The sequence below is a fragment of the Pseudomonas sp. S3_G06 genome (assembly GCF_054667565.1).
The window spans coordinates 3,108,579-3,130,888 of record NZ_CP162738.1 but is presented as its reverse complement, the minus strand read 5'-3'; the positions used below and the strand labels follow the sequence as shown (position 1 = coordinate 3,130,888).

Below are 22,310 nucleotides of genomic sequence, written 5' to 3'. Positions count from 1 at the left end.
AAAAACGCGTGCAAGAGTTAATCGAGTCGGTAGGACAACTTTCGGCTAAGCAAAGAAAGGCTCTGGCGGTTCTGCTCAAGCAGAAAGGCGTCAACCTCTTTGACATTGCCCCGGTTTTCAAGCGCACGGCTGAAGAGCCGTTGTTGCTGTCCTACGCTCAGCAGCGCCAGTGGTTCCTCTGGCAGTGGGCACCGCACAGCGCGGCCTACAACATTCCGACGGCCCTGCGCTTGCAAGGGCCGCTGGATGTGCCGGCACTGGAACGCAGCATTGCGGCGCTGATCGAACGCCACGAAACCTTGCGCACGGTGTTCTCTCAAGACAGCGCGCAACCCTTGCAAGTGGTCCTGCCCGCAGGACCTTTTACCCTCGATATTCATCACCTGAGCACTGATCTGGCGCATGACCCGGAGCACTCGATCGAGGCTTTCGTGCAGACCCAGAGCCAGAAGACTTTCGACCTGCAGCACGGGCCGTTGCTGCGTGCCGCGCTGCTACAGGTCAACCCGGATGAGCATGTGCTGGTGCTGACCCTGCATCACATCGTTTCCGATGGCTGGTCGCTGCAAGTGATGATCGAGGAACTGGTGCAGCTCTATGCCGGGTTCAACCTCGGTCACGACGCCGGTCTGCCGGCCCTGCCGATTCAATACGCCGATTACGCCTTGTGGCAGCGCCAGTGGATGGAGGCCGGTGAGCAGGAGCGCCAACTGGCCTACTGGCAGGAAAAGCTCGGCGGCGAACAACCGGTGCTGGAACTGCCGCTGGATCGCCCGCGCGCGGTCGATCAAAGCTTTGCCGGCGCCAGCCATAACCTGATTCTTGATCCGGCGCTGAGCCATGCCCTCAAGGCCTTTGCCCGGCAGGAAAACGTCACCCTGTTCGTGTTGCTGCTGGCTTCGTTTCAGGCCTTGCTGCATCGCTACAGCGGGCAAAGCGACATCCGTGTCGGCGTGCCGGTGGCCAACCGTGGCCGGGTGGAAATCGAGCGCCTGATCGGCTTCTTCGTCAACACCCAGGTGCTCAAGGCGGACATCGACGCAGAGCTGCCGTTTATCGAACTGCTGCGTCAGGTCAAACAGACGGCGCAGGAGGCGCAGGCGCATCAGGACTTGCCCTTCGAGCAACTGGTCGAAGCGCTGGAACCGGGCCGCAGCCTCAGCCACAGTCCGCTGTTCCAGGTGATGTTCAACCACCAGGCCGAGCGCCGTGCGAGCGTCGCCACGCGCCTGAACGGCCTGAACATCGAACCGCTGGAATGGCAGAGCCAGACCGCGCAATTCGACCTGACCCTCAACACCACCGAACAGGCCCACGGCATCGAAGCGGTGCTCAAGTACGCCACTGACCTGTTCGACGCAGCGACCATCGAGCGCCTGGCGCAGCACTGGACCGCGCTGTTGCAAGCGATCGTCGCCGAGCCGAGCCAGCGTATCGGCCAGTTGCCAATGCTCGATGCAGGCCAGCAGCAACAGCTGTTGGCGCAATGGAATCCGCCGCTGATTGAACAACCGCTGACCCAGTGCATCCAGCAAGCCATCGAGTCTCAGGCCGAGCGGCATGCCGACGCGGTGGCCGTGACCTTCGCAGGACAACGCCTGACCTACGCCGAGCTCAATCACCGCGCCAACCTGTGGGCGCATACGCTGATCGAGCAGGGTGTCGGCCCGGACGTGCGCGTCGGCGTTGCGGTGGAGCGTTCGCTGGACATGATCGTCGCCATTCTCGCGGTGCTGAAGGCCGGCGGCGCCTATGTCCCGCTGGACCCGAGCTACCCGGATGACCGCTTGAGCTACATGATCGACGACAGCGGCATTCACCTGCTGTTGACCCAGGGCCATTTGCTCGGGCAATTGCCGCTGCCGCCGGGGCTGATCTGCCTCGATCTGGATCAGGCGCCGGAGCACGGCATCGCAAGCAACCCGCCATGCCTGACCACGCCGGACAATCTGGCCTACGTCATCTACACCTCCGGTTCCACCGGCAAACCCAAGGGCGCCTTGCTGCCGCACGGCAACGTGATGCGCCTGTTCAGCGCCACCGAGCACTGGTTCGATTTTGGCCCGCAGGACAGCTGGACGCTGTTCCATTCCTACGCGTTCGATTTTTCGGTGTGGGAGATCTTCGGCGCGCTGTTGTACGGCGGCAAACTGGTGGTGGTGCCGCACGATGTCAGCCGTTCGCCGGAAGATTTCTACACCCTGCTGTGCGATGAAAACGTCACGGTGTTGAACCAGACGCCGTCGGCATTCAAACCGCTGATGCAGGTCGCCTGCGAGTCGAGCCGCAGCAACGCCTTGCGTTACGTGGTGTTCGGCGGCGAGGCTTTGGAAGTCCAGAATCTGCGCCCGTGGTTCGAGCGTTTTGGCGACCGCACGCCGACGCTGATCAACATGTACGGCATCACCGAAACCACCGTGCACGTGACTTACCGGCCATTGTCGCTGGCGGATCTGCAGAGCAATCACAGCAGCCCGATCGGCGCACCGATTGTCGACCTGTCGTGGTACTTGCTCGACAGCTCGCTGAACCTGGTGCCGCAAGGCTGCATCGGTGAGTTGTACATCGCTGGCGCCGGTCTCGCTCGTGGTTATCTGAATCAGGCTGGCATGAGCGCTACCCGCTTCGTGCCCGACCCGTTCAACCGCAAGGCCGGCCAGCGTCTGTACCGTACCGGCGACCTCGCTCGGCTGCGCGGCGACGGGGTGATCGAGTACATCGGCCGTATCGACCACCAAGTGAAGATCCGTGGTTTCCGTATCGAGCTCGGCGAAATCGAAGCGCAACTGCTCAAGCATCCACAGGTACGCGAAGCGGTGGTGCTGGCGGTGGACGGCCTCAGCGGCCAGCAACTGGCGACCTGGGTCGTGCCGGTCGAGACATTGAACGCGGACGAGCAGGGCGCGTTGCGCGATTCGATCAAGGCGCATCTGCGCGAAACCCTGCCGGATTACATGGTCCCGGTGAGTTGGGCATTCCTCGACCGACTGCCGCTGACCGCCAACGGCAAGCTCGATCGCAAACAACTGCCGCAGCCGGACGTTGCGCAAGTGCAAGAGGCCTACGCGGCGCCGCGCAGTGAACTGGAACAGCGTCTCGCCGAGATCTGGCAGGATGTGCTCAAGGTCGAACGGGTCGGGCTTCACGATAATTTCTTCGAGCTGGGCGGCGATTCGATCATCTCGATTCAAGTGGTCAGCCGCGCGCGGCAGGCCGGCATTCGCTTTACGCCCAAGGACATTTTTCAGCATCAGACCGTGCAGCGTCTGGCCACCGTCGCGCAGCAGAGCGACGCCGTGCAGACGGAGCAGGGCGACGTGCTTGGCGACGCGCCGCTGACGCCGATCCAGCAGTATTTCTTCCACAGCGACATCCCGGCGCGGCATCACTGGAACCAGTCGATCCTCCTGACCCCGGCGAAAACCCTGCAAGCCACTGCGCTGCAACAGGCCCTGGCGCAGGTGCAAAAACAGCATGACGCCTTGCGTCTGCGTTATCGCCAAACCGAGCAGGGCTGGCAGCAAAGCCACGGCGCGGCGGATCAGCCACAAGTTTTGTTACGCACTTTCACGCTGGACGACAGCGCGGCATTGCCGGCGCTGTGCCTGGACCTGCAACGCAGCCTCGACCTGCACAACGGCCCGCTGATCCGCGCGGCGCTGATCGATTTGCCGGACGCCAGTCAGCGTCTGCTGCTGGTGATTCATCACTTGGTGGTCGATGGCGTGTCGTGGCGGATCCTGCTCGAAGACCTGCAGAACGCCTATCAGCAGATCAGCAGCGGACAGCGCGTGCACCTGCCGGCCAAGACCAGCGCGTTCAAGGACTGGGGCGTGCGCCTGCAAGAACATGCGCGCAGCACGGCGCTGGCAAGCGAACTGGTGTACTGGCGCGAGCAGTTGCGCGACGCGCCGCTCGGTTTGCCGCTGGATAATCCGCAGGGCCAATTGAACAACCGCTTCGAACGCAGCGTCGACACGCGGCTGGATGCCGAACGCACTCGCCAGCTGCTACAACAGGCCCCGGCGGCCTACCGCACTCAGGTCAACGACCTGCTGCTGACCGCACTGACGCGGGTGCTCTGCGAGTGGACCGCTAGCGACAGTGCGCTGGTGCAGCTCGAAGGCCATGGCCGCGAAGACCTCTTCGATGACATCGACCTGAGCCGCACCGTGGGCTGGTTCACCAGCATGTTCCCGGTGCGCCTGACGCCAAACGCCAGCCTGGAAAGCTCGATCAAAGGCATCAAGGAGCAACTGCGCGCGATCCCCAACAAGGGCATCGGCTATGGCTTGCTGCGTTATCTCGGCACCGCCGACGCACAAGCGGCGCTGCGTGAACTTGCGCAACCGCAGGTGACGTTCAACTACCTCGGCCAGTTCGATAACAACTTCGATGAAGACGCCCTGTGGCGGCCGGCCACCGAGGACAAGGGCGCCGGTCAGGACGCAAACGCGCCGATGGCCAACTGGCTGACCATCGATGGCCGGGTTTATCAGGGCCAGTTGAGCCTGACCTGGACCTACAGCAGCGACGTCTTCGAAGAAGCGACCATCGCCGCTCTGGCCCGCGCCTACGAAGTGGCACTGAGCGAATTGATCGACCACTGCCTTAGTCATGCGGGCGGCCTCACGCCGTCCGACGTGCCGCTGGCCGGTTTGTCTCAGGCGCATCTGGACAGCCTGCCGATTGCCGCCCAGCGCATCGAGGACATCTATCCGCTGGCGCCGATGCAGCAGGGCATTCTGTTCCACAGCCTGTACGATGCGGACGCCAGCGCCTACGTCTATCAGATGCTGCTGGACATCGACGGCCTCGACGTTGCGCGGTTCCAGCAAGCCTGGCAGCGGGTGGTTGATCGCCATGAAGTGCTGCGCGCCGGTTTCATCTGGGGCCGCGAGGGCCTCGACGCGCCATTGCAGGTGATCAACCGCCAACTGACCCTGGAAATGCCGGAAATCGATGTGCGCGATGCCGCTGATCTGCCGGCGCTGCTTGAGGCGCGGGCGCAGGCCGACCGCGAGCGCGGCTTCGATCTGCAGAATCCGCCGCTGTTGCGCCTGTGCCTGCTGCGCACTGCCGACGACCGCCATCGGCTGATTTTCACCTGCCACCACATCCTCATGGATGGCTGGAGCAACTCGCGGATGTTCGGCGAAGTGCTGCAGGATTACGCCGGCCAGCCGGTGCCGAGCGCGCAGGGTCGCTATCGCGATTTTCTGGTCTGGCTGCAGGGCCAGGACAAGGCTGGGGCGCAGGAATTCTGGCGCGGGCAACTGGCCGAACTCGACGAGCCGACCCGACTGGCCTCGGCCTGCCACGGACGCACCGTGCCCGGGCCGGGCAAACAGATGCATCGGCTGCATTTCGATGAAGCGTTGACCCAGCGTCTGAACAGCTTCTCCCGTCAGCAACAGGTGACCCTCAACAGCCTGGTGCAGGCCGCGTGGCTGCTGGTGTTGCAGCGCTACACCGGGCAGGCCACGGTGGCGTTTGGCGCTACGGTATCCGGGCGGCCGGTGGATTTGCCGGGCATCGAGGAGCAACTGGGCCTGTTCATCAACACCTTGCCAGTGATCGCCAGCCCGCAGGCCAGCCTCAGCGTCGGCGATTGGGTGCGCAGCGTGCAGGACAAGAACCTGCTGTTGCGTGACTATGAGCAGACGCCGTTGCAGGACATTCAGCGCCTGGCGGCGTTGAGTGGCGAAGCGTTGTTCGACACCTTGCTGGTGTTCGAGAACTACCCGGTGTCCGATGCGTTGGAGGCCAATCCGGGCGGGCTGCGTTTTTCCGGTCTGGAGCATCGCGAGCAGACCAACTACGGTCTGACCCTGATCGCCGGCGCCAGCGAAGTGCTCAACCTCGATTTCAATTACCTTACCGAGCACTTTGCCGAGCGCAGCGTGCTCGCTCTGGCCGCGCATCTGCGTGAGGTGCTGGAGCAATTTATCGAGGCGCCGCAACGGGCACTCGGCGAGATCGGTCTGCTGCCGCTGGCCGAGCGTCAGACGCTGGCGCAGTGGAACGACAATCACGCGGCTTATCCGGCCGAGCGGTTGATCTCGCAGAGCTTTGAAGCACGGGTGGCGGCGCATCCGCAGGCGCTGGCGTTGAGTCATGCCGGCGTGGCCCTGAGCTACGGCGAACTGAACCGCCGCGCAAACCAGTTGGCCCGGCATCTGGTGACGCTGGGTGTCTCCGCCGAAGTGCGCGTCGGCGTGGCGCTGCCGCGTTCGGCGGAACTGGTGATCGCCCTGATGGCGGTGCTCAAGGCCGGCGGCACCTACGTGCCGCTGGACCCGGACTACCCGGCCGACCGCGTGGCCTACATGCTCGACGACAGTCAGGCGAAAGTCCTGCTGACCCAGCAAGCCTTGCTGGCGCAACTGCCGTCCAGCGAAGCACACGTGGTGCTGGTCGCGGCCGGTGGCGAGGCGTTCGCCGCGCAGGCACCGGACAACCTGCCGGCGCGCGCCGACTCGGCCAATCTGGCCTACGTGATCTACACCTCCGGTTCCACCGGTAAACCGAAAGGCGTGGCCATCGCCCATCGCAACGTACAGGCGCTGATTGACTGGTCCGCCGAGGTCTACAGCGAGGACGATCTGCAAGGCGTGCTGGCCTCGACGTCGGTGTGCTTCGACCTGTCGGTGTGGGAGATTTTCGTCACCCTGGCGCGCGGCGGGTCCGTGGTCATGGCGCGCAATGCCCTGGAGCTGGCGGACTTGCCCGAGCGTGATCAGGTGCGCCTGATCAACACTGTGCCGTCGGCGATTGCCGCGTTGCAACGCATCGGCCAGATCCCGTCGTGCGTGCGCATCATCAATCTGGCCGGCGAGCCGCTCAAGCAGGCGCTGGTCGACACCTTGTACCGCGAAACTTCGGTCGCCCACGTCTACGATCTGTACGGGCCTTCCGAAGACACCACGTATTCGACCTGGACCCGCCGTGAACTCGGTGGCCAGGCCAATATCGGCCGGCCTTTGCGCAATACCACTGCGTACCTGCTCGACGAGCAATTGCAGCAAGCGCCGGTCGGCATCGCAGCGGAGCTGTATCTGGCCGGTGAGGGCATCACCCGTGGCTATCTGTTGCGCCCGGGCCTGACTGCCGAACGTTTCGTGCCCAACCCGTTGGCGAGCAACGGCGAGCGTATGTACCGCACCGGCGACCTCACGCGCTGGCTGGATGACGGCCGTATAGAATACGTCGGGCGCATCGACCATCAGGTCAAAGTGCGCGGCTTCCGTATTGAACTGGGCGAAATCGAAGCGCGTCTGCTGGCCCAGGCCAGCGTGCGCGAAGGCGTGGTGCTGGCGGTGGACGGCGTTGGCGGCCAGCAACTGGTGGCTTATGTGGTACCGGCCGAGGCCGATCAAAGCCCCGCGCAACTGGACGCGCTGAGTGCTGAGTTGCAAGCCGCGCTCAAGGCGCATCTGCCGGACTACATGGTGCCGGCGCAGTGGCTGTTCCTCGAACAATTGCCCCTGACACCCAACGGCAAACTTGATCGCAAGGCTTTGCCGGCACCGGATGCCAGCCAGGCACAACGCGATTACGTCGCGCCGTCGACGCCGCTGGAGCAGCAGCTGGCCGAGGTCTGGCAGGACATTCTGAAGATCGAGCAGGTCGGCGTGACCGACAATTTCTTCGCCCTCGGCGGTGATTCGATCATCTCGATTCAACTGGTCAGCCGCGCGCGGCAGCAGGGCATTTGCTTCACGCCCAAAGACCTGTTCCAGCAGCAGACGGTGCAGAAACTGGCCGCAGTGGTTTCGCTGGCAGACGCGCAATCCGCCAGCGCTGCCGACTACCCGTTGGCGCAACTGGATCAGGCGCAGCTTGATGCCTTGCCGGTGCCGGCGGAGCTGATCGAAGACGTCTATCCGCTGTCGCCGATGCAGGAAGGCATGCTCTTCCACACCCTGTCGGATAACGGCAGCAGCCTTTACGTGCAACAGGTCAGCCTGCCGATCAAGGGCCTCGACGTTGAGCGTTTCCGCCGGGCCTGGGAATTCATCATTGTGCGTCAGGCGATCCTGCGCACCAGTTTCCATTGGCAGGACGGCCTGGCCAAACCGCTGCAGGTCGTCCATCGCCATGCGCCGCTGCAGATGCAGGTGCTCGATTGGCGTGGGCAGGACTGCAGCGAGGCGGCGATTGCCGAGTTCGCCAGCGCTGATCGTGCGCTGGGCTTCGACTTGGCTGAAGCGCGATTGCAGCGGGTGACCCTGCTGCAGCTGGGCGACGAGCAGTACCAGATGATCTGGACCAGCCACCACATCCTGATGGACGGCTGGAGCAGCTCGCGGCTGTTCGGCGAGGTCTTGCAGTACTACTCCACGGGCGAGGTGACTGGCGAAAACGGCCGCTATCGCGACTTCATTGCCTGGTTGCAGGCGCAGGATCAGGATGCCCAGGAGCTGTTCTGGAAGGCGCGTCTGGCGGTGGTCAACGAACCGACCGCGCTGAGTCAGGCGATGCACCCGCGTCACAGCGCCGACGTTACCGGTCACGATGCTATCTATTCGAACTGGGACAAAGCGCAAACCTCACGCCTGCTGGAGTTCTGCCGCGACCTGCGCATCACCCCCAACACGCTGATCCAGGGCGCGTGGCTGCTGCTGTTGCAACGCTACACCGGCCAGCAAACGGTGACCTTCGGCGCCACCGTATCGGGGCGTCCGGAAAGTCTGCCGAACGTCGGCAACATGCTCGGCCTGTTCATCAACACCTTGCCGATCATTCAGACCCCACAGGCCGATCAGCGTCTGGCCGACTGGCTGGGTGAAGTGCAGGCGTACAACCTCGACATTCGCGATTACTCCCAGGCACCGCTGGCCGATGTGCAGCGCTGGTCGAACCTCGGTGGTCAGGCGCTGTTCGACAGCATCGTGGTGTTCGAAAACTTCCCGATCGACGAACGCTTGCAGGAAGAAACCGACACCGAGCTGACCTTCGGCAAATCAATCGGCCACGGCGTGACCAACGTGCCGATGGACCTTGCGGTGATGCTCGGCGATGAGTTGTCGATCGAGTACCTGTACCTGCGAAGCCACTTCAGCGCCGAGGCGGTAGAAGGCATTCGCCTGACCCTGGAAAACACCCTCGCGGCGATGATGGCCGCGCCGTATGAGCGGCTGGGCAACTTGCAGCGTCTGTCCGCCGAACAATGGCAAGCGGCGCAGACCTGGAGTGCCGAGCCGGCGCACCGCCATGAGCCTCGCCTGTTGCCGGAGCTGATCAGCCGTCATGCGCAACAGCAGCCCGACGCGATCGCAGTGCAATGCGCCGGCGAAAGCCTGACCTACGCAGAGCTGGAGCGGCAGGCCAATCGACTCGCGCAGTGCCTGATCGCCCACGGCGCCGGTCCGGAAGTGGTGATCGGCGTGGCATTGCCGCGTTCGCTGGAAATGCTGGTGAGCTTCCTCGCCGTGCTCAAGAGCGGTGCGGCGTACGTGCCGTTGGACATCGATTATCCGCCCGAGCGCTTGGCGTACATGATCGAAGATTCGCGCATGGCCCTGCTGCTGACGCAAACCAGCCTGCGCGCGACGTTGCCGGCGCCTAACGGCGTGCGGCGTCTGGAAATCGATCAACTCGATCGCAGTCTCTACAGCGATGCTGCCCCGGTCTGCGATGTTCACGAGCAGAGCCTGGCCTATCTGGTTTACACCTCCGGTTCCACCGGACGGCCGAAAGGCGTGGCCGTTACTCAAGGCCCGCTGAGCATGCACTGCCAGGCGATCGCCGAGTTGTACGAAATGGACGCCAGCAGTTGCGAATTGCACTTTATGTCGTTCGCTTTCGACGGCGCTCACGAACGCTGGCTGAGTACCTTGTACAGCGGCGGTCGTCTGGTGATTCGCGACGGATGCCTGTGGACCCCGGAGCAGACCTATCAGGCCCTGCACGATTACGGCGTGACCATCGCCTGCTTCCCACCGGCCTATCTCAAGCAACTGGCCGAGTACGCCGCCGCCAGCGGCATTGCACCGCCGCCGGTGCGCATCTACTGCTTCGGTGGCGATGCGGTGCCGGAGCAGACTTTCGAACAGGTGAAAGCGGCGTTGCGTCCGCAATACTTCACCAACGGCTACGGCCCGACCGAAACCGTGGTCACGCCGATGCTCTGGAAAGTCGCCATCAGCCAGCAGTGCGAAGCGGCATACGCGCCGATCGGCCGCGCGGTCGGTGCGCGTTCGTTGTACGTGCTCGACGACGATCTGAATCCGCTGCCGCCGGGTTTTGCCGGTGAGTTGTACATCGGCGGTTACGGCGTCGCTCGCGGTTACTACGGCCGCCCCGATCTGACCGGCGAGCGCTTCGTGCCCAACCCGTTTGCCCCGGGCGAGCGCCTGTACCGCAGCGGCGATCTGGTGCGCCGCCGCGCGGACGGCGTGGTCGATTACGTCGGGCGCATCGACCATCAGGTCAAGGTGCGTGGCTTCCGCATCGAGCTGGGCGAAGTCGAGGCCAGCCTGCGTCAGTTGCCGGCGGTCAGCGATGCGCTGGTGATTGCCCGCGACAATGCCTCCGGCAAGCAACTGATCGGTTATGTGGTCACCGCCACGGGTGATGATATCGGCGATGAACTCAAGGCCGGGCTGCGTGCTTCGCTGCCGGAATACATGGTGCCGGCGCAGATCGTCTGCCTCAGCGCGTTCCCGGTTACGCCCAACGGCAAACTCGATCGCAAGGCCCTGCCGGAGCCGGAGTTCAAAAGCGACGAATATGTTGCCCCGCGCACCGAGCAGGAACGCCTGTTGGCGGAAATCTGGGCGCAAGTGTTGCAGGTCGAGCAGGTCGGTATCAGCGATAACTTCTTTGAACTGGGCGGCGATTCGATCCTCAGCCTGCAAGTGATCTCGCGGGTGAGAAACCATCCGACCCTGCAGATGGAGCTGAAACTGCGTGATCTGATGCGCTACCAAACCATCGCCGGCATTCTCGAGCAGCCGGTGGCGAAGGAGGGCGCCGGGCAAGCGCTGCCGGACCTGACTCAGGTTGCCGCAGAGGGCGCGTTCAATTTGCTGCCGATCCAGGAGTGGTTCTTCGCCGAAGGCATGGCCGAGGCGCATCACTACAATCAGTCGTTGCTGCTCAGCGCACGTCAGCCGCTGGATCTCGATGCCCTGGAACAGGCGCTGGGCTTGATCGAACAGCATCACGATTCGTTGCGTCTGCGTTTTTCCAACGACGGCGGGCGCTGGTTGCAGCGCTATAGCAGCAGCGCGTCCGACGAGGCTGTGCTGTGGCGCCGCGAAGCGCAAAGCAGCGAAGAGGTCGAAGCCTTGGCCAACCTCGCGCAGCGCAGCCTCAAACTCGACGACGGGCCGGTCTGGCGGGTCATGCATGTAGCCTTGCCGGATGGTCAGGCGCGGTTGCTGATGGTGATTCATCACCTGGTGGTCGACACCGTGTCGTGGCGGATTCTGCTCGACGATCTGAAAGTCGCTTATGAGGCGTGCGTGCAGGGGCTGGCGCCGCAACTGCCGATTCGCACCAGCAGTTATCGTTCGTTTGCCGAGGCATTGCAGGCGCAGGCGCCGGTGATTGCCGAGCAGGAATTGAGCTATTGGCTGGAGCAACTGGATCAGCCCGGCGTTGATCTGCCGTGCGACAACCCGCGCGGCAAGAACCTCGTGCGGCAACAGGCGCAGGCACGGCTCAAACTGTCCCGCGAGCACACCGAACAACTGCTCAAACAGGCCCCGGCGGTGTACGGCACGCAGATCAACGACTTGCTGCTGTCAGCGCTCAGCCGCGCGCTGTGCCGCTGGAGTCAGCAACCGTCGGCGCTGATTCTGCTTGAAGGGCACGGTCGTGAAGACCTCTTCGAATCGATCGATCTGAGCCGCAGCCTAGGCTGGTTCACCAGCATGTTCCCGGTGCGTTTGCGTCCGGACGGCGACGACATCGGCCAGTCGATCATCGATGTGCAGGCGCAACTGGCGGGCGTACCGCAGAAGGGCATCGGCTACGGCGTGTTGCGTCATCTGGCCGGGCCGGAAATCTCCGCGCAACTGGCTGCATTGCCGCAGGCACGGGTGACCTTCAACTACCTCGGGCAGTTCGACCAGAGCTTCGATGAACAGGCGTTGCTGGTGCCGGCACTGGAAGAGACCGGCGACAACTACAGCCTCAAGGCGAACCTGGGCAACTGGCTGGAAATTGTCGGCCAGGTCTATGACGGGCAACTGGCCTTGCGCTGCATCTACAGCAGCCAGCGTTACCGCGCCGGCACCATGGATGCGCTGATGAGCGATTACCAGCGCGAGCTTGAAGCGTTGATCGAACATTGCATGGCGCGGGTGGGTTGATCGCCCGGTCTTTTGCGCGGGCGCTGCCCAGGCGCGCCCGTCTTATTGCGGATACAAGGATTTTCAACGATGTCGTTACACCCTGATCTGGAAGCTTTCCTCGACCTGGCGCAAGACAGCCAGGACGCCGGCCTGCCGGCCATGCACCAACTGACCCCGAGCGAGGCCCGCGCCACCTTCGAACAGACCACCGCGCAACTGCGCTGGCCGGCGCCGCAAGATCTTGAAGTCAGCGAGATTGAGACACTGGCCCGCGATGGTGCGGCGCTGGCGTTACGTTTGTATCGGCCCAACGGTATTGAATCGCCGCTGCCGGTGCTGGTGTATTTCCACGGTGGCGGATTTGTCGTTGGCAGTCTGGATTCCCACGACGGCGTCTGCCGCGAGTTTTGCCAGCGCACGCCGTGTGCGGTGCTCTCGGTCGGTTATCGACTGGCGCCGGAGCATCGCTTTCCGACGGCGCTGGAGGATGGCGAGGACGCTTTGGCCTGGCTGGCGGAACAGGCTGCGAGCCTCGGCTTGGATGGTTCGCGGGTCGCGTTTGGCGGTGATAGCGCGGGTGCCACGTTGGCGACGGTGCTGGCGATTCAGGCTGTGCGGCAGCCGCACACGGTGGCTATCGCGCCGAAGGCGCAGTTGTTGTGTTATCCGGTGACCAATGCTTCGCGGGTGCATGATTCGCGGCTGTTGTTTGGCGAGGGGTATTTGCTTGAGAACGACACGCTGGAGTGGTTTTATCAGCACTATGCGCGAGGGCCGGAGGATTATCTGGATTGGCGTTTTTCGCCGTTGCTGGCGGAGGATCTGCGCGGGGTTGCGCCGGCTATTGTGCTGCTTGCCGGGTTTGATCCGTTGCTGGATGAAGGGCAGGCTTATGTCGACAGGCTGCGTGGGCAGGGAGTTGAGGTCGAGGTCGAGGTTTGTGCCGGGTTGACTCATGATTTGTTGCGGTTGGGGACGGTGGTGCCTGGGGTTCTGGAGGTTTATTCGAGGCTTGGTGGGGCGCTTGCGCGGGCTCTTGAGATTGGGTGAATATCCGTTGCTTCGGTAGCGGCTGCTGGCGGTTTCGCCTGACGGCGACTTACTTTTTTACAAGCGCCAAAAAAAGTAAGCAAAAAACGCTAGCTCCTACGTTCGGCCCTCGCAGGCTCGGGTTCCTTCGCTCCGGGACTGATCCGGGCGCAGCGGCTCCGGTTTGCTTCGCTGCACCTCCTTCCGCTGTGTCTGGCTGCGCCAGACGGTCGCTGCGCTCCCACACCCGGATCAATCCCTCCGCTCAGCCTTCCGACGCCGCCGGTGGATCAAGATCAAAAGCACTCGAGCTTGCGCTCATTGTTGAGTGGGGCGGCTTTGCCGCAGGCAGCTGCGCTGCCTTGCTTTTGCTTTTGATTTTGTGGGAGCGAGCCTGCTCGCGAAGGCGTCCCTGACAGCCGACCGATTTCTCTATGCCCGCACCTGATCCAACTGTAGGAGCCGCCGAAGGCTGCGATCTTTTGATCTGGCTTTGGCTTTGGCTTTTGATCCGGCTCTTGATCTTTTGCCCCTTCGGCAGGCTTCGTTACGGGATCGATCCGGACGTGGGAGCGCAGCGACCGTACGACGCAGTCGTACACAGCGATTGTAGGTGCAGCGAAGCCAACCGTAGACGCTGCGCCAGGATCGGTTCCGTAACGAAGGTACCCCGAGCCCCAGCGAGCGGGCCGTACGCCGGGGCAAAGCCTTTTGCTTACTTTTCGGCGTTTGGAAAAGTGAGTCGCTGTAAGAGCGAAACCGCCAGCGGCAACACCCGCAGCAACGGATATGCCCCCAATCCCAAAAAACAAAAAAGCCCCACATCTCACAATGCGGGGCTCTCTCACAGCTGAAATCAAAAAATCAGAAATCAGCCTTCACCGACATCACAAAATTGCGCGGATCCCCGTAGAAGTTACCGAACCCCTCGGTACCAATGGTCGCGTAATAACGCTTGTCGAACAGGTTGTTGCCGTTCAACGCCACCGACCAGGTGTCATCGATCCGATAACCAATGCGACCGTTCCAGACGGCATAACCCGCGCCATCGACATTGTCCCCGCCCAGAGGCGAAACGCGGTAGGTGCCCGTCTGTGCATTGACACCCGCACCAATCGTCACACGATCCAGCGGCCCGCTCAGGGCGTAATCACCCCAGACGCGCAACAGGTGACGCGGCACGTAGGAGTTGTAGACCGCGCCATCCTGAGTAGCATCGGCGTCTTCCAGCACTTTGGTCTGGGTGTAGGTATAACCGGCCAGCAATTGCAGGCGGTCGATCACTTCACCGCTGACTTCAGCTTCAAAGCCCTGGGCGCGGACCTTGCCCGAGTTGATCTGGCAGGAGCTGTCTTCGCACCGCAGGTCATCCTGGGCCGCGTCTTTCTGGATGGTGCGGAACAGGTTGAACGTGGTGTTCAAGCGACCGTCGTACCACTCACCCTTGATCCCCAATTCGTAGCTCTGGCCAATCAGCGGCTTGAGCGTGCTGCCGTCGATGGTTTTGTACGAGCCTTGCGGGGTGAAGATGTCGGTGTAGCTGGCATAGGCGGTCAGGTTGTCGTTGAGGTCGTAGAGCAGGCCGGCGAATGGCGTGACCTGGCCGGTTTCGGTGGACTGGGTGTTGACCTCGGTGCCTTCGCCACGGAAGTACTGCACCGAGTCGGTGTCGGATTTGTACCAGCTGACCCGGCTGCCGAGTACCAGGGTCATCGGGTCGGCGAGTTTCAGGCGGGCGATCGAGTAAGCGCCGTATTGCTTGATGTGCATGTCCACCGGGCCGCCACGGGAGGCGTTGGCCAGGTAGTAGCTTTCATCCGGCTGCGGGATGTTGTGGTTCGGGTTGAACACGTTCTGGCGCTGTGGCAACGCGGCCACCGCATAGAAGTCGTCCTTGTGTGAACGGCTGGCGTTGGCGCCGACGATCAGTTCGTGCTGCTGGCCGAAGGCGTCGAATTTGCCGTCAACGTAAGCATCGAAACCGTAGTCGCGCTGGTCGTAGTCATAGGTACTGCCGAGCATCAGCGTATTGGTGGCGGTGGCGCCCAATGGCACTGTGCCGCTCGGGAAGGAATATTCCATGTCCTGAGTGTTGCGCGAGTAGACACCGGCGACTTTCAGCGACCAGTCATCGTTGAACTGGTGTTTGACGTCGGCGAAGTAGGTGGCGCGTTTGCTGCGCTGGTTGTTCCACGAGGTGTTCAGGCAGGTGGAGCGTTTCAGGTGCAGGTCGGAGCCGTCGGCGTAGCGCGGCAGGCCGCCCCAGCACGGGGTGGCGTCGACGTCTTCATAGGCCATGCCCAGACCGAGGGTGGTGTCGGGGCTGAGGTCGAAGTCCAGGGCGCCGTAGTAGATCTGGTCGCGGCGTTCAGCCACATCGTAGAAATACTGACGGGTCTGCTGGGTCACCACGGCGCGGCCACGCACGGTGCCGGCGTCGTTCAGCGGGCCGCCGGTGTCGACCTGGCCGCGATAGTTGTCCCAGGTGCCGGCCGACAGCGACAGCTGTGTGTGCGGGGTGTCCTGGCCGCGCTTGCGCACGAAGTTGACGCCGCCGGCGGTGCCGCCCGCGCCCTTCATCATGCCGGCCGCGCCGCGAAGGATTTCCACGCGGTCATAGATGGCCATGTCGCTGTTGAAGCTGTCCGCCTGCACGTAGCTGCTGCCGATGTCCAGCGGCACGCCGTCGTACTGGTACTGGCCGGTCATGCGGAAACCGCGCGAGTAGAAATATTTGCCGCCCATTGGCGAGTCGTAGACGGTGATGCCCGGGGTCTTCTCCATCACCTGTTCGATGGTGTTGAGGTTCTGGTCGTCGAGCATCTTGCGGGTCATCACCGTGACCGACTGCGGCGTTTCCTTCAGCGAGTGCACGCCTTTGCCGATGGTCACGCCGCCGGTGGTGTAGGAGTTGCTGCCTTCGGTGGTGGCGCCGAGGCGGTTGGCGTTGACGTTGGTCGGCGCCAGTTCCATCGCACTGCCGCCGGTGGCCGGGCCGAGCACGGTGACGGTGTTGCCGTCACGCTGATAGCGAATGCCGGTGCCGCTGAGCATGGCTTTCAGCGACTCGTCATCCTGGTAGCGGCCGTTGAGGGCGCTGGAGCGCAGGCCTTGCAGGCTTTCCGGGCTGTAGACGATTTGCAGGCTGGTCTGCTGACCGAGGGTTTGCAGGGCCTGGGCCAGCGGTTGGGCCGGGATGTTCAGGGTCCATTCCTGGGCCTGGACATACGGCGCTGCCGCGAGGGTCAGTGCCAGACCCAGGCCGCTACCGGCCAGGCGTGTGCGGGTCGCGCCGTGCATCAGCAGGGCTCGAGTCAGAGGGCGAAGCATGAAACGGGATGCGGACATGAGGTTAAGACCTTGGCAGGTATAGTTGTTAATGGTTCTTATTCATCTCATTAAGACGAGGAAGCCGCGGCAAACCGGAAAAGTTTTTTCTCCGGCCCGGTCGCGGCTGCCTCGATCAAGCGGTTTGCAGTTCGCTTCTGACCTTGCCGGCCTCCATGCGCACCAGTTGATCGGCGACGTCGAAGTAACGGTCGTCGTGGGAAATCACGATGATGGTTTTGCCCAGACGCTTGAGGTCGGGCAGCAGCTCGGTATAGAAAATCCGCCGGAAGGTCGGGTCCTGATCCGCCGCCCATTCATCGAACACCAGCACCGGGCGCTCTTCGAGCCAGGCGTTGACCAGTGCCAGGCGTTTGCGCTGACCGGTGGACAGGTCGGTGGTGCTGAACGCGCCGTCGCGCACGCTGACCTTGTGCGCGATCTCCAGACGTTCGAGGTAGCGGGTGGCATCCTGCGGCACTTCACGATCGCCCTGAATCAGATCATCGAACAGGTAGTAGTCGGCGAAGATCGTCGTGAAGTTCTGCCGGTAATCGTCGCGGTTGACCGCAGTGATCGGCTTGTCGTTAACGCGAATTTCGCCCTCGGTCGGCGCATACAGCCCCAGCAACAGTTTGATCAGCGTGGTTTTGCCGCAGCCGTTCTCACCGACGATGAACACGATGTCGCCCTGTTCGATACGCAGGTTCACCGGCCCGAGGCGGAACGGTTCGCTGCCTTCAACGGGTGGAAAGGCGTAGCGCACGTTGCGCAGTTCCAGGCTGTTGACGGCGGCCGGCTTGCTGCCCTGATCCTGCAGCAACAGGTGCGGTTCCGGTGAAGAGAACTGTTCGCTCAGTTCGGCAATGCGACGGAAGGCAATCTGCGCGCGGCTGATGATCGGCAGGGTGCTGATCAGGTGTTCCAGCGGCCCCTTCATGTACAGCAGCACCAGAACGAAACCGCTCATCACCGCTTTGTCGGCACTCGGCCACAGCGATTGCAGGGCCAGGGCCATGCCGATGACCACGAAGAACAGCATCGAGCCAAACGACTTGGCGATGACAAAGGTGTTGATCGATCTGATCTGCGTGTCGCAGATTTTCTCGGCGGTTTTCTGAATGCCGGCGACGAACATGCGCTGGCGACGCGGCCGGTGGATACGCAGTTCCTTGGCGCCTTCGGCAATTGCGTTGTAGTGCTTCTGCAGTTCGTCTTCGGAATCGCGGGCGGCGTAGAAACCGCGCATGCCTTTTGCCCGCGCAATCGCCTGGATGGTGGTGCCGATGGCGATGGCCACCAGCATCATCAGGAACATCGGCCACGACAGCATGGCCAGATAGCCGAGACAACCAAGGGTCACGGTCATGGAGATCGCCAGCGGCGCGAAGGCGAAGGCGAAGTCGCTGATGGTGTCGACGTCGTGGGTCAGCACCGGAATCAGGCGATGGCTGCGATAGCGTTCGATCTGGTCGATCGGCGCCGACAGGACTTTCTCCCCCAGCTCTTTGCGCAGTTTGGCGATGATGTGCTGGCCGACATAGTTGGTGCCGATGTCCGACAGGATCGTGGTCAGCAAGGCCAGGGCACACAGGCCGGCGAAGATCATCACCACCGTGCGGGTCAGGCCGTCATCGGAATGCAGGGCGTTGTTGATGGTCGCCAGCAGCACGGTGACGCTCAGGCCGCCGAGCATGCCGAGCACGATGGACGCCGAGACGATCAGGCGGAAGGGCTTGAGCAGGGCGAACAATTCGTTGATCGCCCCACGCGTAGGCTTGGTCATGGAGGATTCCTGCTTCGATGCGGAGGGAGTGCCGGTACTTAAGGAAAACGAATGGTCGCGGAGTTTCTTTAACCGAGCGCAGGCGTGGCTGCGCTCGTCGAGGGCGGGATCAGAGGTCGCGTACTACGCGAAAGCCCAGCCAGTCGCCCTTGCTGGTCGGCCAGCTGCTGTTGCGGTTGCCCGAGCGCGAGAAGATCGGCGCTTCGCCCCAGTCGTTGCCGCGCATGACCTGGCGCTCGCAGTTTTCCTGGGTCCATGGGCGACCGTCGGCGGGCACGCCGGAGTAGTCCGGGTGATAGCAGTCGGCGGTCCATTCGTAGACGTTGCCGTGGGCGTCGAACACACCAAACGCGTTGGCCGGGAAGGTGCCGGCCGGCGAGGTGAAGTTGTAGCCATCGGCCGCGCCGTAGGTGTTGGCGTGTTTGGAGATCTGGTAATCCTTGCCCTCATCGAACGGGAAGGGGAAAGGCCCGGTGCTGCCGCCACGCGCGGCGTATTCGCGGATCGATTCGCTTTGCAGGCGATAGGCGTGCCCGGTCTTTTTCGACAGCCAGTCGATGTAGCCCTGGGCTTCGGCGACGTTCATGCACACCGCCGGGTCGCGGGGCGTCTGTTTGAATTCCGGTTTGCCGGCGGTGCAGCGGCGGCCGGGGCGGTCATCGAAGTCGTAAGGTTTGTTGCCGGTCTCGCGCACGTAGGCGTCCCATTCGCCCACCAGCACCTGCGAGCGGCTGATAGCGAACGGTTTGCTGAACGTCACAGTGTGCAGCGGGCCTTCGTCGGGCTGCCGGCCGACTTCATCGTCCGGTGTGCCCATGGTGTAGCTGCCGGTCGGCAGCACGACCATTTCCGGGCAGTCCTTGCAATCCTTGAACACTTTGCCCGCAGCAGGCGCGGTCGCTGCCAGCGCGCTGCCGGGCAACAGCGCAGCGCAGAGGGCGCTTAGCGCCAGTGCGGGCAGGGCTTTGGAGAGGAGTGACGCGTGAGGCTTTTTCATGGGTCGTCTCTTTGAAAGGAAAACGGCAGTCGAGGGTCAGGCACGCAGCTTTTTGCCGAGGATGTCCATGAAGCGATCCACTTCGGCTTCGTTGTTGAGCAAGCCCGGCGCGGTGCGAATCACCGGCCCGACGTCGCGGCTGACCGCGTCGCAGATCACCCGGTTCTGCATCAGCCAGGCGGCCACTGCGTCGCTGTCCTGGCCCTTGATCCGGAAGAAGGTGAAGCCGGCGGAGAACTGCGAGTCGAGCGGGGTCACCAACTCGATATTGCGGTGCTCTTGCAGGCGTTGCTTGAGGTAACTGTTGAGCTGATGAATGCGCGTCTGCACTTCGGCCTTGCCCAGTTGCAGGTGCAATTTGAAGGCTTCGTCCAGCGCCCAGCGATGCTCGAAAGCGTGGTAGCCGCCCGGGGTCATGATGGTCGAGAAAGCGGTGGCCTCGGAGAAGGTCGGCACGCTGGGGCTGACGTATGTCAGTTCTTCGGTGCGGCTGCAGACGATGCCGGTGCCGCGCGGGCCGAACATCCACTTGTGCGTGCCGGCGATGAAAAAGTCGCAGTTCATCTGCGGGAAACTCAGGTCGTCGACGCCAAAACCGTGCACACCATCAACCACGTAGATCAGCCGATCCTGGTCGTCGCGCTGACGGTTATGCTCATCGACCAGCCGCGAAATCTCGCTGATCGGCAGCTTCACGCCGCTGCCCGAATGCACCCAGGTCATGCCCAGCACGCGGGTCTCGGGGCGGATATTGCGATTGATCGTGTCGAGCACCTGATCCAGAGAAATGCTCTGCGGGTTTTCGAACAGGGTGAGTTTGCGCACGCGCGTGCCGTCACGCCGGCTGCGGAAATCGAGAATGTTGCGCGTCGAGTAGTGCTCGTGAACCGTGGTGAGAATTTCCTGATCCGCGCGCACCTGCACGCTGCCGTAGATCATCGCCAGGCCTTCGGTGGTGCTGCCGGTCAGGGCGATTTGCGCCGGTTTGGCTTGCAGGTATTGGCCGGCCCAATGGCGCACGTTTTCTTCGCGCTTCTCGGTGACGCCCAGATCCCAATCCATCGCCAGACCCGGATTCAGATCCAGCGCCGCGCGATGGCGTTCGATCGCTTCGCGCACCGGTTTGGGGTGCGAGGTGATGAGGAAGTTGGCGAAGTGAATCGCCTGAGGATCCTGCTCGAACAACTGACGTAATTGCGCCCATTTGTCTCGCGACGCAGTCGGCGCGGCAGCGATGGCCGCCGGTGCAGTCAGGCTGGCGCCCAGGGGCAGGGCGGCGGCGAGCAGGCCGGCCTGCTTCAGGAAAGTGCGACGATCGGTCATGGCCGGGCCACCTCCTGGCGCGACGCCAGCGCTGGTTTCGCGGCTTTTTGCACCTGATCCCAGACGCGCATGAAGTTGCCGCCCCAGAGCTTGGCGATGTCCGCTTCGGAGTAGCCGCGCTGCAGCAGTTCGGCGGTGACGTTGCGGATCTCGCCGACGTTTTCCCAGCCCTTGATGCCGCCACCATCGTTGAAATCCGAAGCAATGCCGACGTGGTCGATACCGATCTTGCGCACCGTGTAATCGATGGCGTCGCCGAAGTCCTTGAGAGTGGCTTTCGGTTCCTCTTCAAGGATCGCGTAGAGGCCGCTGGCGTACTGGCCGAGCTTCTGTTCCGACCAGGCGGTGATGATCGGATCGCCCGGCATCAGCGCCATGGCGAGGTTGGGCAGTGGCAGCAGATCGAAGCGCGCACGCAGCGCATTGAGTTTGTCCTGCGTACCCTGGGTCAGCGGTTTCAGGTATTGCGAGAAGGCGACGACCTGCACCACGCCGCCACTGTTCTTGATCAGTTGCAGCTCTTTGTCGCTGAGGTTGCGCGGGATATCCACCGCCGCCCGGGGCGCCGAGTGCGAGGCCACCAGCGGTGTGCGGCTCAGTTCGGCGACTTGCTCGAGGGCCTTGGTCGACATTTGCGACACGTCGATGATCACGCCCAGATCGTTCAAGCGCTGCACCGCTTGTTTGCCGATATCCGACAGACCATTGAGGGCATCGGGCGAATCATTGAAAAACGGTAGCGGCCGCGACGAGTCGGCCCAGCTGTTGTTGCCGATGTAACTGAAACCGAACATGCGCATACCGCGCCCGGCCCACAGGTCGAGTTTGCTCAGGTCATTGCCCAGCGGGTAGGCGTTGAGCATGCTGATGAAAATCGCAAACTTGCCTTCGCCGTGCAGGCGGCGGAAATCATCCGGTGTGTAGGCGATGCCGGCCTGATTGGGGAAGTCGCGGACGATCCCGGAAATGATCTTGTAGCGCACCTCCTGCTGATTGCGCGCTTCTTCGACAAAACCCTCGGTGGGACGGTGCGGGGCGTTCGGGCCGTTCCACATTTCCGGCCAGCCGAATACCGTCAGCGCCGCACCGGACAAGCGTCCGCGATTGGCCTTGATGAGGTCGAACTGGCCCGAGCCATCCTTGTCGGCTTCGTGGTCGTGGCTGCCGAAACTCAGCGGCACGGTGATGTGGCTGTCGAACGACAGCAGGCGATCCTGCAACTCCGTCGCCTGTTTCATCACCTTCACCGGGTAGCCGGGGTTGTTCAGGTAATCCCAGGCCAGAAATCCTGCGCCGGCACTGATCGCCAGGGCCAGCGGCAGGCCGATGAATAGAGCCTTTTTCCAACGAGGTTTTGTCATTGCCATCTCATTCAGGTTCGCCGTCGAGGTACAGGCGCAGGGGCCTTTTCTATCTGGGAAGAACGAGTGGCTGCACGGCTAATTTAGGTGTGCGTTACAAATGCCCGGCAGCGGCGCGGGTGATGTTTGCCGGCGGCGTAAATTTCCCCGCCGAGCAAACGTTCTAGCTTGGATAAAGCCTG

At 62.8% G+C, this 22,310-nt stretch carries 7 protein-coding genes; 2 read left to right on the top strand and 5 right to left on the bottom strand.

The window, feature by feature from the left end:
- Positions 1 to 8: 8 nt before the first annotated feature.
- Positions 9 to 12,323 carry a non-ribosomal peptide synthase/polyketide synthase gene (locus tag AB4N47_RS14005; protein WP_460154256.1) on the top strand — a complete coding sequence of 4,105 codons (12,315 nt, stop codon included), beginning with the start codon at positions 9 to 11 and terminating at the stop codon, positions 12,321 to 12,323.
- Positions 12,324 to 12,392: 69 nt separating this feature from the next.
- Positions 12,393 to 13,355 carry an alpha/beta hydrolase gene (locus tag AB4N47_RS14000; protein ID WP_341637955.1) on the top strand — a complete coding sequence of 321 codons (963 nt, stop codon included), beginning with the start codon at positions 12,393 to 12,395 and terminating at the stop codon, positions 13,353 to 13,355.
- Between the two features lie 843 nt (positions 13,356 to 14,198).
- Here the strand turns inward: AB4N47_RS14000 and AB4N47_RS13995 are convergent.
- The 5 genes from AB4N47_RS13995 to pvdM all read right to left on the bottom strand — a co-directional run bounded on the left by AB4N47_RS13995 (position 14,199) and on the right by pvdM (position 22,128).
- On the bottom strand, positions 14,199 to 16,682 hold the full coding sequence (locus tag AB4N47_RS13995) for a TonB-dependent siderophore receptor (protein WP_177421669.1): 2,484 nt from the start codon (positions 16,680 to 16,682) through the stop codon (positions 14,199 to 14,201).
- Positions 16,683 to 16,797: 115 nt separating this feature from the next.
- The gene (locus AB4N47_RS13990) at positions 16,798 to 18,447 is read right to left on the bottom strand and encodes a cyclic peptide export ABC transporter (protein ID WP_024012358.1); all 1,650 of its coding nucleotides are present in this window, start codon (positions 18,445 to 18,447) and stop codon (positions 16,798 to 16,800) included.
- Positions 18,448 to 18,556: 109 nt separating this feature from the next.
- On the bottom strand, positions 18,557 to 19,444 hold the full coding sequence (gene pvdO, locus AB4N47_RS13985) for a dihydropyoverdine dehydrogenase (protein ID WP_016773898.1): 888 nt from the start codon (positions 19,442 to 19,444) through the stop codon (positions 18,557 to 18,559).
- A gap of 36 nt (positions 19,445 to 19,480) precedes the next feature.
- The gene (gene pvdN / locus AB4N47_RS13980) at positions 19,481 to 20,767 is read right to left on the bottom strand and encodes a pyoverdine-tailoring periplasmic protein PvdN (RefSeq protein ID WP_460154255.1); all 1,287 of its coding nucleotides are present in this window, start codon (positions 20,765 to 20,767) and stop codon (positions 19,481 to 19,483) included.
- Positions 20,764 to 22,128 carry a pyoverdine-tailoring dipeptidase-like protein PvdM gene (pvdM, locus tag AB4N47_RS13975; protein WP_460154254.1) on the bottom strand — a complete coding sequence of 455 codons (1,365 nt, stop codon included), beginning with the start codon at positions 22,126 to 22,128 and terminating at the stop codon, positions 20,764 to 20,766. Before pvdM ends, pvdN begins: the two co-directional genes overlap by 4 nt.
- Positions 22,129 to 22,310 lie beyond the last annotated feature (182 nt).